The sequence below is a fragment of the Streptomyces sp. WAC07094 genome (assembly GCF_036320405.1).
GTDB lineage: Bacteria > Actinomycetota > Actinomycetes > Streptomycetales > Streptomycetaceae > Streptomyces > Streptomyces lannensis.
Window position 1 is genome coordinate 4,076,122 of sequence record NZ_JAVMJZ010000001.1, and the last position, 11,997, is coordinate 4,088,118.

Here is an 11,997-nt window from a genome sequence, read left to right on the forward strand (position 1 = left end):
TTCCCTCCCCCGATCGATCAGCCACGGCAGCACCGTAACCGCTGCGCCTGCAAAGCTGCGACGGAGGAAGAGCAAACGCACGCGTATGGACGGCCGGCGAGGTGGGGTGCCGGGCATGAAACACCCCCACGGGACACGGCCTCACCCGCCGTCGGCCGCACGGCGGCGCAGCGCGAAGATCGTCGTGTCGTCGCCGAGATGGCCGCCGCAGTGGCGCAGCGTGCTGTCACGGACGAAGCGCACCAGACGCCCGGGCTCGGCGATGCGCGGATCCCTTGCGAGCGCGTGGGCCAGGGTGTCGCGCAGCGGGAAGAACTCCCCCGCGGCGTCCCGTGCCTCGGACACCCCGTCCGTGAACAGCAGCAGCGTCTCCTCGTCCGCGAGCGGCAGGCGCAGCGCCGGTGCCGGTCCTCCCGTCAGCCCGGCCAGCCCGAGCGGGAGCCTCTCGCCGATCGGCAGCGACCGCACGCCGTCGGGTGTCACCACCAACGGTGGCTCGTGCCCGAAGTTGATCACCTCGACGCACCCGGCCCTGGTCTGCGGGAAGCCGACCAGCACGGCGGTGGCGAAGCGGTCGTCGTCGTCGCGGCCGATCTCGGCGCCGTAGCGCACATGCCGCCGCATCCGGGTCTCCAGCCGTTCGGCGACCGTGGCGAGGAGGGGCTCGTGGTAGCCGGCCTCGCGGAACGTGCCGAGCAGTGCCGACGCCGCCGCGACCGCGTCGAGCCCCTTGCCCTGGACGTCCCCGAGCAGCACGCGGGTGCCCCGAGGGCCCGGCTGGATGTCGTAGAAGTCGCCGCCGACGCGGGCGACGCTGTCCGCGGCGAGGTAGGCCGCCGCGTGCTCGATTCCGCCCCAGCCCGCCGGCATCGGCCGCAGCACCGTGCGCCGGGTGGTGTCGGCGATGTCCTGCATGTGGAGCATGCGCCGCTCGCCGCGCAGGCGGACCGCACAGGCCAGCACGGCGAGGCCGCTGCCCACGACGACGAGGATGAAGTCGGGCACCCCGGTCCGGAACTGGTGGGGCCAGGCGTTGTCCTCCAGCTCGTAGGTGAGAACGGCCAGAACGGCGACGCCGATCGTGGTCCACAGTCCGCAGATCGCGGCCGCGATGCCGGGGACCAGCACCACCCACGAGATGGTGCGGAACTCGCCGGAGGTCTTCCAGTCGACCACGGCGATGGCCGCGAGGAGCACGAGCGGTGGCACCCAGGCGACGCTGTACCCGCCGACCCGCAGGAACTGGTGTTCAGCGGGCCCGCCGCCGGAGCCGGGAAGGTCGGGGAGCCGGCGGTGTGCTCCCGCCGACGCGCCGCGCACCGCCGTCGCGTGTTCGTCCTCCGGGCCCCGGGGCGGCCCCCCTTGAACCGCCGAGGCGTCCGCGGGGGCGGTCCCGAGAACCGCCGCCCCGGGGGCACCGCGGGAGCCGCCGAAGTGCGGGAGCGCGCGCCGCCGGCGGGGGTCGGCAGCGTTCTGCTCCTTCCGGCTCTTCTCCGGCCGGCCCAGGGACGGCCGTCTCGTGGGCACGGCGCCGCCGTCCCTCAGTAGGCCACGGACATACGGGCGCGCGGATGCGTCTCCTGCTCCAGTTCGTCGACGAACGCGACCGCGAAGTCCTCGGCACTGATCCGGCTGTTGCCGTACACGTCGGTGAGCAGGCCGTCGTCGTCCGACCGGAAGCGGCCCGTGCGCTCGCCCGGGGCGATCTCGGCGGCGGGGGAGACGTATGTCCATTCCAGATCGTCGACCGTGCGGTAGTACTCCAGGACGGCACGGTGGGCGAGCGCCTCGGGGAGCAGCTCCTTCGGGAATCCCGGCTGGTCGCACAGCTCCTGCCCGGGCGCGACCTCCAGGCTGCCCGCGCCGCCGACCACGACGAACCGCCGCACCCCGGCATCGCGCGCACCCTGCACAAGAGAGTTGTTCAAGGTGAGGAACGGCCCCTTGGGGTCCGAACCGTCCCGCGGCGGCGCACACGCGTTCGCCACCGCGTCGGCCCCAGACATCAGCGCGGAGGCCTTGGCCACGTCCGAGGCGTCCGCGGCGGCGGCGGTCACCCCGGGCACGGGGGACCCGCCGGAGCGGCTGACGGCCGTGACGCGATGCCCGCGCCGCGCTGCCTCCGCGGCGATCCGGCTGCCGACCATTCCCGTCGCCCCGAACAGCACGATCTTCATGAGCCCCAGCGAAACACGGCCCCGCTGACGACGCATCCCGACTTGCCGGGTGCCCCCACCAGGTGTGCGCTGGAAGGCGGGGGCGAGGAGAGAGGAGCGTTCCCATGGCTCATGCGGCACCCGTGCCGGGGACATCGCGCACACCCGCCACAAGGCCCCGTGGAACCGTCACGACCCACCGCCCGCCCGAGGTCTTCGAGCCGCGCACACACGCGATGGCGCGGATCGTGGGGCCCATCGCCCTCGGACTCGTGTACGGGTACTGGGCCGCGGCGATCCGGCGCGCAGGAGGTCCGATCACCGGCTGGAACGTGCTGTTCGGCTTCGTGTGCGTGATCGTGTTCGCCGCGCTGTGCATCGGCCTGCTGCGGGTGGCGCCGCGCCTGTCCCGCGGACCACACGCGCTGGCGTGGGCGGTGTTCGTGGGTATCGCGTTCGGCTTCCTGTACAGCCAGACCGGCCACAGCGTGCTGCGCAGCATCGGCATCTCGCTCGCGGTCGCCGTGGCCACGCTGGTGTTCGACTACTACCGCTACTACGTGCACCAGGAGCCGCTGGGCGAGCACTGGGCGAAGCGCTGACCTTCCGGTCGGCCCGCCTTCCGGCGCACGAAGCCCCGGCCGTCGGCCCACGTCGACGCCGGGGCCTCGTGCGTCTCCCTCACTCACCCCTCTCCCGGAGTTGCGTCCCGGGAGCGGTCGAGGAGCCCGAGCCGTCCTTTTCCCCATCACCAGGTAACACCCGTTCGGATGAACCCTCCACCGGAGGGCATACCCGGCGAACGGTCCCGGTCCGGTGGACGCCACGGCATCACCCGCCCATCGGATCGTCATATGCACCCATTTGCAGTCAAACAGCTCGCCGATCGCCCGCGGACGCGGTTCTCTGGTGACGTGTCTCGACGTGCCCGGAGCCTGCTCTCCGCCGTGCTGGTCGGCCTCGCGTGCCTGCTCGCGCCGCCCGGCCTGCTCGCGGTGTGGGCGAAGTACGGCATCGAGGACAGCGCCCGGTACGCCGCCACGACCGCGCCGCTGGCCTCCGACGCCCAGGTCAGGGACGCCATCGCCGCCGCCGTCACGGACGGCATCATGCGCGAGGTGCACGTCGGCACGCCCCTGGAGGGCTCGGTGCAGGCCTTCGTCCACGACGCGGTCCGCTCGTTCACCGCCACCGAGGCCTTCCGCACCGCCTGGGACACCGCGAACCTCAGCGCACACGACGCCGTGATGCGTGCCCTGCGGAACGACGGCGACACCCCCGTGACCATCGACCTCGCCCCCGCCACCGAGCGCATGAAGAGACAACTCGTCGACGAACACGTGCCGTTCGCGGGCCGTATCCCGATCGCGCACACGGAGATCACCCTGCTGCAGTCGAAGGACCTGACGAAGTTCCGGAAGGGGTTCCGCGTGCTCGAAGTGACCGGCTTCTGGCTGCCCGTCGCCGCGGTCGTCTTCGCCGTCAGCGGGATGCTGGTGTCGGTGTGCCGCCGCCGGGCGGTGCTGGCGACCGGTCTCGGCACGGCGCTGGGCGCGGCACTGCTCGCCGTCGCGATCGCCGTGGGTCGCCGGATGACGCTGCGGGACCTGCCCCCGGACGTCTCCCACCCCGCGGCCGCCGCGGTCTACGACGCACTCACCGAGACATTGCGCACGGCAGCCTGGGTGATGATGGCGCTCGGCCTCACGGTCGCCCTGGTCGCCTGGCTCACGGGGATGTACGCGCGACGTCGGCGAGCGTCCGCAGGGCCCCCGCAAGCTCCCTCGGAGGAGCCGACGCAAGTCCGAGCCTGACGCAGTCCGCAGCGGAGCCCTCCGCCCCACTGCCACCCGCGGCGAAGGCGGGTCCCGGTGTCACCGCGATCCCCCGCTCGGCCGCGGCGGCCACGAACGTGTCGGCGCGCCACGGCCGCGGCAGTTCCCACCAGGCGAAGTACGCCCGCGGATCGGCCCGTACGGCGAAGCCGTCCAGATACCGCGCGACCAGCCGCCCGCGTTCCCGGGCGTCCGCCTGCTTGACCGTGACGAGCCGCTCCACGGTCCCGTCCCCGATCCACCGCACCGCCGCCTCCAGCGCGAACCGTCCCGCCGTCCAGCCCCCCGACCGCAGTGCCCCCGCGGCCTCCTCGCCGCGTCCCTCGGGCACGACGAGGAATCCGACGGTGAGGCCCGGCGCGACCCGTTTGGACAGCCCGTCGACGACGTAGGTGCGCTCCGGCGCGTGGGCGGCGAGGGGCCGTCCGCTCTCCCGCCCGCACAGGAACGCCCAGATGCGGTCCTCGACGACCGGCAGCCCCAAGAGCCGCACCGTGTCCGCGAGTCGGCGCATCCGTTCCTCCCCCGTCGTCACGGACGTCGGATTGTGCAGCGTCGGCTGCACATAGAGCGCGGACAGCGGCGTGGAGCGGTGCGCGGCGACGAGCGCGTCCGGGCACAGCCCCTGGTCGTCCATGGCGAGCGGGACGAGGAGGATGCCCAGGCGCGACGCGATCTCCTTGACCAGCGGATACGTCAGCCGTTCGACACCGACGCGGCCGCCGGGCGGTACGACGGCGGCGAGGGCGCCCGCGATCGCCTGCCGTGCGTTGCCCGCGAACAGCAGCCGCTCCGGGTCCGGACGCCAGCCACCGGTCGCCAGCAGGCCGGCCGCGGCCTCGCGCGCGGCCCGGGTTCCCGTGGCGGGCGCCGTGCGGGTCGCCCCGGCGAGGACGTCGGGCCGCAGCAGCGGCGCGAGTCCGGCCGCAAGCAGCTCCGACTGGCCGGGGGCGGAGGGGTAGTTGAGCTCCAGGTTGACGGGCGCCGTGGTCGCGGGCTCGGTGAGCGCGCGACCCGTCGGCACCGGGGCGGCCCGCACGAAGGTGCCCCGTCCGACCTCGCCCACGACAAGGCCGCGCCGCACGAGTTCGCCGTACACCCGGCCCGCCGTGGATGCCGCCAGACCGTGCCGGCGCGCGAACGCCCGCTGCGGCGGCAGCCGTTGACCGGGACGCAGCCGTCCCGCGGCTATGTCGGCGGCGATCCGGTCGGCGATGCGCCGGTAGTCCTCCACTGGTCCCCCTTGGATTGCACCGAGAGCAAAGATCTTATTGCACCGAGGAGTTGGCGACTCTAGGGTCGAGGCCATGGCACCCTTCCTCGCATACGAGGACAAAGGCGCGCATACATCGCGACTGCCCCTCGTCCTTGTCCACGGCCATCCCTTCGACCGCACGATGTGGACCCCGCAGCTCGCCGCCTTCGCCCGCACACGCCGCGTGATCGCCCCGGATCTGCGCGGCTACGGCGCCTCCCCGGTCGTCGCCGGCGTCACCCCGCTGTCGGTGTTCGCGGACGACATCGCCTCGCTCCTCGACGACCTGCACGTGGGCCGCTGCGTCCTCGCGGGGCTCTCCATGGGCGGTCAGATCGCCATGGAGTGCTGGTCCCGGTTTCCCGGGCGTATCGCCGGGCTGGTGCTCGCGGACACCTTCCCCGCCGCGGAGACCGAGGAGGGTGGGCGGGCCCGGTACGCCATGGCGGACCGGCTGCTGCGCGAGGGCATGCGCCCGTACGCCGACGAGGTGCTTTACCGGATGGTCGCGCCGCACGCCGACCCCGCGGTGGCGGCGCATGTGCACCGCATGATGGCGGCCGCTCCCCCGCAGGGCGCGGCGGCGGCCCTGCGCGGCAGGGCGGAGCGCCCCGACTACCGCGACCTCCTCACCCGTGTCACGGTCCCGGCGCTCGTCGTGGTCGGCGCGGACGACACCTACACACCCGTCGCGGACGCGGAGGCCATGCACGCCGCCCTCCCCGACTCCACGCTCAGGGTGGTGGCGGACGCCGCGCACCTGCCGAACCTCGAGCGCCCGGAGGAGTTCGACGCGGCGCTGGAGGCGTTCCTGAAGCGCGTGGACGCCTGACACGCCACCCCGACGATCACCCGATCGGCCTACCTCCCCCTGCGTCGCTGCTCCTTCGGGGCGAATCTGCGGATGAACGTCCCGTCCAGAGGAGGCGACCCCATGGTCCAGAACACCGCACGCGCCACGCACCCGAAACGCGAGGCGTGGTCGACCGGCGGCACGACGTTCGCCGGGGTACTGATGATCGTCGGCGGGATCGTGGGCGTGCTGAACGGCATCGCGGGCATCGCCGCGAACAACGTCTACGTCAGCGTCGGGCACTACGTGTACGAGTTCAGCCTGACCACCTGGGGCTGGATCCACCTGGTCGTCGGCGCGCTGGTCGCGATCACCGGCTGGGGCGTGCTCCAGGGCATGGGGTGGGCGCGCGCGGTGGGTGTGGGGCTGGCGGCCCTGTACATGGTCCTCTACTTCATGTTCCTGCCGTACGCCCCGATCTGGTCCATCATCGCCATCGCGATCGGGGGCTTCGTGATCTGGTCCCTGGTGACGGCGGACCACACCAGAACGACGATGTAACCGCTCCCGGGGACCACGGACCGTGGTCCCCGGGCTTCGCCGCCCGGCAACCTTTTTCCCTCCCACCCCGTCTTCGGGGGAGGATTCGGACATCGGGTCCTACGAGGGAAGGGCGGCGCCACGTGCGGACAGCGACCGCGGAACGGACCGGGCCGGCCGACACCCAGCGCCGGCCCCGGGGGCGGAGCGCCGCGGCCTGGCTCGCCGGGCTGGTGCTCGCCGGTGTGAGCGTCGTCGTGGGCTGCCGTGCCGCCGACACCGACGCGTTCACGCCGGTCCCCCAGCTGCTGGCCTTCCTGCCGTGGCTGCTCGCCCCGGCCGCCCTCGCACTCGTGCTCGCCCTGCTCGCACGCTGGCGCACGGGCATGGTCTGGAGCGTCGTCGTGCTGGCCGCGCTCGCCTGGTTCATCGAGCCCTACGGCAGGCCCGCCGAGCCCACCGGCACCCCGCTCGCCGAGTTCCGGGTGCTGACCTCCAACGTGGAGTTCGGCCGCGGAACGGACTCCCTCCTGCCCGCGATCCGCCGCGAGCGCCCGGACATCGTGTTCGTGGAGGAGTGCGAGTACCACTGCTCGGCCGCGCTGGAGCGCGCCTTCGGCGGAGCGGCCGGCGCCTACCCCTACCGCCGGGCCGTCGAGGGCGCCGGTTCCGACGGGTCGGTCATCCTCAGCCGGTTCCCGCTGAAGGCCGCGCCCGGTGTGCCCGGCACCATGGGCATGCCCGGGGCCGTCGCCGACGTCCGCGGCCACACCGTACGTCTCCAGCTCGCGCACCCCATGCCCCCGCTCCCCGGCCAGCTCTCGCTCTGGCACCACGAGCTGGGGGAGCTGCGCACCTACGCGGCGGCCGCCGCTGGCACCCCCACGATCGTCGCCGGGGACTTCAACGCCTCCCAGGACCACGCCGCCTTCCGCCGTATCCTCGACACCGGCCTGCGCGACGGCGCCCGCCTCGCCGAGGCCCCCCGCACTCCCTCCTGGCCCGCCAGGACCGCCCCGCCGCTCGGCGCCCAGATCGACCACGTCCTCGTCTCCCGGGACTTCTCGGCGAACTCGGCCCGCTTCCTCGACATCGCGGACAGCGACCACCGCGCCCTGCTCGTCGACATCACCCTCCACCGGCACACCGCCTAGCACCGGCCGCCGACCGGGGACGACGGGCGCCCCGGCATGCGGACGGTCCGGACACGGCCGCGGACACGGGAGAGGGGCGGTGCCCGGCCGCCACCGCCCCCGCTTCCTTCGTCCCGTGGCGGATCCGTCCCGAGGATCAGACCCCTATGTCGCAGCCGTCCGCGCGCCACACGGCGACGACGGCAGGACGGACGATCCTCCCTGGCCCGTCGGGCCAGGCGCTGGCCGGCTTCTCGACGGTCGCACCGTCGAGCTCGCCCGGGTGCTGCACGGCCACGAGCACCCGCCGGTCCTCGATGACGGGACCGCAGGTCTCGGCACCCTTCGGCACGGTGAGGAACTGCTTGAGCTCACCACGCCGCTCACCGCGCGTGGCGACACCGAAGAGGCCGTCGTGGGATCCCAGCTGGTTGCCGTCGGTGGACATCCAGAGGTTCCCGTGCGGGTCGAACGCCACGTTGTCCGGGCAGGAGATCGGGCTGACCCGGCCCTTGGGGAATCCGGCGAAGTACGTCGAGGGGTCGGAGGGGTCCCCGGCGACAAGGAAGAGCGACCAGGCGAACGACGTGCTCTCCGCGCGGTTGTGGCGCTCGGTGAGCTCAAGGATGTGTCCGTGCTTGTTGCCGCTCCGCGGGTTGGCCTCGTCGGCGGCCGGCGAGCCGGCCTTGCCGCGGTTGGTGTTGTTGGTGAGGACTACGTAGACCTTCCCGGTGTGCGGGGAGGGCTGGATGTCCTCGGGCCGGTCCATCTTGGTGGCGCCGACCTTGTCGCCCGCGAGCCGGGTGAACACGAAGACCTCGTCGGCGCTCATGCCCTCGACGTGGGACACGGCCCCGTGGGCGGTCGCGGTGGCGAGCGGGATCCAGGTGCCGGAGCCGTCGAACTCGCCGTCGCCCGGAAGCTTGCCGCTGCCGTCGATGTCGGTGGCAGGGGAGTCGCCGGTGAGCTTCGCGACGTAGAGCGTTCCCTCCTCGAGGAGCGAGAGGTTGTGCTCGCGTGCGGACCGGGAGTTCCCGTGCCGCATCCGCTTGCTGCCGACGAACTTGTAGAAGTAGTCGAACCGCTCGTCGTCACCGGAGTAGACGACGGGCCGGCCGTCGTCGGTGAGCCGCACGGTGGCGGCCTCGTGCTTGAAGCGGCCGAGCGCGGTGTGCTTGCGCGGGGTGGAGCCGGGGTCGTACGGATCGAACTCGACGACGTACCCGAAGCGGTGCACCTCGTTGGGCTCCTGGGCCAGGTCGAAGCGGCGGTCGAACCGCTCCCACTTGCGCTCGGTCGCGGAGGTGCCGATGCCGTACCGCAGGTCGGTGGCGCTTGAGCCGTTGGCGAAGTACTGGTTGAAGTTCTCCTCGCCGTGGAGGGTGGTGCCCCAGGGGGTCGTACCGCCGGAGCAGTTGTTGAGGGTGCCGAGGACCTTGCGGCCGCTCGGGTCGGCCGACGTCTTCAGAAGGTCCGAGCCCGCGGCCGGGCCGGTGAGACGGAATGCGCCGGTCGCCGTGACACGGCGGTTGAGGGGGTGGCGGGGGACCGCGGTGAGACGCCCGCTCCTGCTGTCCTCCTCGACGACGACGGCGCTGAGACCGTGGGCGGCCCAGGCCACCTCCACCTGCCGGCGGGTCGGGTTCCGGGGGTCGTATCCCCGGAACATGAGCACCTCGTCGGTGTACTCGTGGTTGGCGACGAGGAGCCGGCGGCCGCGCTCGCCGGGGACCGGCAGCAGGGCGAGGAAGTCGTTGTTGTACCCGAACTGGCCTGCCTGGGCCGCGGCGGTCTGGTTCTCGGGGTCGAAGGCGGGGGCGCCGCGGAGGATGGGCTCGCCCCAGCGGATGACCACGTTCTGCCGGTAGCCGTCGGGCACCGTGACGGCGTCGGCGGTGTTGGGGGCGACCGGGGCGAAGCGGAGGCCCCGGGCGGCGGTGGTGTGTGCCCCGCCGTGCCGGCCGGCGGTGGCCGCGGCTGCCTGCGGGACCGTGACGGCGGTCGCCGCGCCGGTGGCGGTCGCGACCGTGACGACGGCTGCGGCACGCAGTGCGGATCGGCGGCTGAGGGCGCCCGCGATGACGTCGCCGACGTATTCGTTGTCGCTGGTGTTGGGCACCTCGTGAAAACAGGCGTCGCCACAGCGGTAGCGGCAGGTCAGGGCGGACCGTCCGCCGGGATGCGAGCCGGACGTCGTTCCGATCAGTGGCAGCAGCTTGCGCACTTTACTCTCCCCTTACGATCTCTTGGTGTGGCCGTGACGTTAAGGGGGTGGATGTGCGGGAGCGGGGCCGCCACATGAACGACCGGTGAACCGGGGGGATCCGTACGGGGGTTGACGCGCAAGATCTCGGCGTACGGCCGGCGGAGCCGGGCGCGGTGCCGCCGGGGCGGGCCGCACGCTCGGTGACGGCGGGATCGCGGTGTTGACATCGGGCCCTCCCGATGGTCGGACCCTACCCAAGATCGCCGTCTGTGACCGCTAACCTTACGTGTCCGTCCTGGCCAGGGATTGACGGGCATCAACTCATGCGAAGGGTTGCGCACATGGGCATTCTCACTCTCCTGCGGAACGCGTTCGGCCGCTCACGCAAGGGTCGCTCCGCCGAGGGGGAGCCCTCGCGGGAGACGCAGGCGGCCTCGGAGCCGACGGTTTCGGAGGCCGCGACGGCGCCTCGGCCGAAGGCCGCGAAGTCCTCCCGGCCGGCCGTGACCCCCGAGATCCCGGCGCAGCAGTCGTCGGGCCCGGGGGACGAGCACGAGCTGGTGTCGGCGGCGTTCGACAACGTGACGGTGCCCCGGCAGGCGACCCCGATGGAGGAGCCGTCGCCTGAGGTCACGCCGGCCCCGAAGGCTGCCGCGGAGGCGGAGGCGGAGGCGGAGGCGGAGTCCGAGACCGTCGCCGAGGCCGACGCCGCCCCGGAGCCGGAGGTCGCGGAGACCACGGCACCCGAGACCGACGCTGAGGCCACCACGGAGGCCGAGGCCACCGTCGAGCCCGAGGCCGAGATCGTCGCGGAGCCCGAGGCCACCGTCGAGCCCGAGGCCGAGACTGTCGCCGAGGCCGACGCCGCCCGGGAGCCGGAGGTCGCGGAGACCACGGCACCCGAGACCGACGCTGAGGCCACCACGGAGCCCGAGGCCGAGGCCGAGGTCGTCGCGGAGCCCGAGGCCACCGTCGAGCCCGAGGCCGACGCTGAGGCCACCACGGAGCCCGAGACCGACGCTGAGGCCACCGCGGAGCCCGAGGCCACCGTCGAGCCCGAGGCCGAGACTGTCGCCGAGGCCGACGCCGCCCCGGAGCCGGAGGTCGCGGAGACCACGGCGCCCGAGACCGACGCTGAGGCCACCACGGAGCCCGAGGCCGAGGCCGAGGTCGTCGCGGAGCCCGAGGCCGCCGCGGAATCCGAGGTGTCCCCCGAGCCGGAAGCAGTCGAGCCGGAGGCCACTCCCGAGCCCGAAGCCGCCGCCGAGGCGCCCGAGCCGAAGGCCGCGGAGACGCCCGAGCCCGAACCTGAACCCGAGGCCACCGCCGAAGTCACCGCCGACGCGGAAACCTCCGAGCCGGAAGCCACCGAGCCCGAGCCCGTCGCCGCGCAGGCCGGTGCTTCGGTGTCCGCCGAGCCCGCCCTCACCCTGGCCGGTCTCACGTCGCGCGCACCGGGCCTGACCTCCGCCTACGAGGCCGCGGCCGCCGCCCTCGAGAAGCACGGGCTCACCGGCACCCGGGCCGGGGTCTACCTCGTCCTGGACCGCTCCGCCTCCATGCGCCCGTACTACAAGGACGGCTCCGCCCAGGCCCTCGGCGAGCAGGCCCTCGCGCTCGCCGCGCACCTCGACCCCGAGGCCAGCGTCCACGTCGTCTTCTTCTCCACCGAGCTGGACGGCACGGGCGAACTGACCCTCACCGACCACGAGAACAAGATCGACGAGCTGCACGCCGGCCTCGGCCGCATGGGCCGCACCAGCTACCACGTCGCCGTGGAGGCGGTGCTCGCCCACCACGAGAAGTCCGACCCGGCCGTACCCGCTCTGGTGATCTTCCAGACGGACGGCGCCCCCGACGCGAAGACGCCGGCCACCCAGTCCCTCACGGAGGCCGCGAAGAACCACCCCGCCGTCTTCTTCTCCTTCGTCGCCTTCGGTGACCCGGAGAACAAGGCCTTCGACTACCTGCGCAAGCTCAAGTCGGACAACACCTCCGCATTCCTGGCCGGAGAGACCCCGCTCGAGCTGACCGACGCGGAGGTCTACGAGGGCATCCTGGCGGCCTGGCGCCCGTAAT

The 11,997-nt window shown here is 73.1% G+C and carries 10 protein-coding genes; 6 read left to right on the plus strand and 4 right to left on the minus strand.

What is annotated here, in order from left to right; translation table 11 throughout:
- Positions 1-141: 141 nt before the first annotated feature.
- A complete protein-coding gene (locus RCR19_RS17955; protein ID WP_331269475.1) occupies positions 142-1,239 on the minus strand; it encodes a PP2C family protein-serine/threonine phosphatase in 1,098 nt (365 codons plus the stop codon).
- A 302-nt stretch (positions 1,240-1,541) separates the two neighbouring features.
- Positions 1,542-2,177 (minus strand): NAD(P)H-binding protein, encoded by a 636-nt coding sequence (locus tag RCR19_RS17960; RefSeq protein ID WP_331266074.1) that lies wholly within the window; start codon positions 2,175-2,177, stop codon positions 1,542-1,544.
- A gap of 104 nt (positions 2,178-2,281) precedes the next feature.
- On the opposite strand from RCR19_RS17960, the gene RCR19_RS17965 reads away from it, so the two are divergent.
- Positions 2,282-2,758: a hypothetical protein gene (locus tag RCR19_RS17965; protein ID WP_331266075.1), complete on the plus strand. Its 477-nt coding sequence runs from the start codon at positions 2,282-2,284 to the stop codon at positions 2,756-2,758.
- Positions 2,759-3,070: 312 nt separating this feature from the next.
- Entirely contained in the window at positions 3,071-3,970 is a 900-nt protein-coding gene (locus RCR19_RS17970) for a hypothetical protein (RefSeq protein ID WP_331266076.1), read from the plus strand.
- Here the strand turns inward: RCR19_RS17970 and RCR19_RS17975 are convergent.
- Complete coding sequence (locus RCR19_RS17975) at positions 3,885-5,225, minus strand: PLP-dependent aminotransferase family protein (RefSeq protein WP_331266077.1); 1,341 nt, start codon at positions 5,223-5,225, stop codon at positions 3,885-3,887. The two genes, RCR19_RS17970 and RCR19_RS17975, sit on opposite strands and share 86 nt — an antisense overlap.
- Before the next feature lie 73 nt (positions 5,226-5,298).
- Between RCR19_RS17975 and RCR19_RS17980 the strand changes: the two genes are divergently transcribed.
- From RCR19_RS17980 to RCR19_RS17990, 3 genes are all read left to right on the plus strand, one after another.
- Positions 5,299-6,078, plus strand: coding sequence for an alpha/beta hydrolase (locus RCR19_RS17980; RefSeq protein WP_331266078.1), 780 nt, complete (start codon positions 5,299-5,301; stop codon positions 6,076-6,078).
- A 102-nt stretch (positions 6,079-6,180) separates the two neighbouring features.
- Positions 6,181-6,600, plus strand: coding sequence for a hypothetical protein (locus RCR19_RS17985; RefSeq protein ID WP_331266079.1), 420 nt, complete (start codon positions 6,181-6,183; stop codon positions 6,598-6,600).
- A gap of 122 nt (positions 6,601-6,722) precedes the next feature.
- Entirely contained in the window at positions 6,723-7,733 is a 1,011-nt protein-coding gene (locus RCR19_RS17990) for an endonuclease/exonuclease/phosphatase family protein (protein ID WP_331266080.1), read from the plus strand.
- A gap of 136 nt (positions 7,734-7,869) precedes the next feature.
- Here RCR19_RS17990 and RCR19_RS17995 read toward each other — a convergent pair whose 3' ends face one another.
- Positions 7,870-9,936 (minus strand): PhoX family protein, encoded by a 2,067-nt coding sequence (locus RCR19_RS17995; protein ID WP_331266081.1) that lies wholly within the window; start codon positions 9,934-9,936, stop codon positions 7,870-7,872.
- A gap of 323 nt (positions 9,937-10,259) precedes the next feature.
- Here RCR19_RS17995 and RCR19_RS18000 point away from each other — a divergent pair, with 323 nt between their 5' ends.
- Complete coding sequence (locus RCR19_RS18000) at positions 10,260-11,996, plus strand: VWA domain-containing protein (protein WP_331266082.1); 1,737 nt, start codon at positions 10,260-10,262, stop codon at positions 11,994-11,996.
- The last annotated feature ends 1 nt before the right edge of the window (position 11,997 follow it).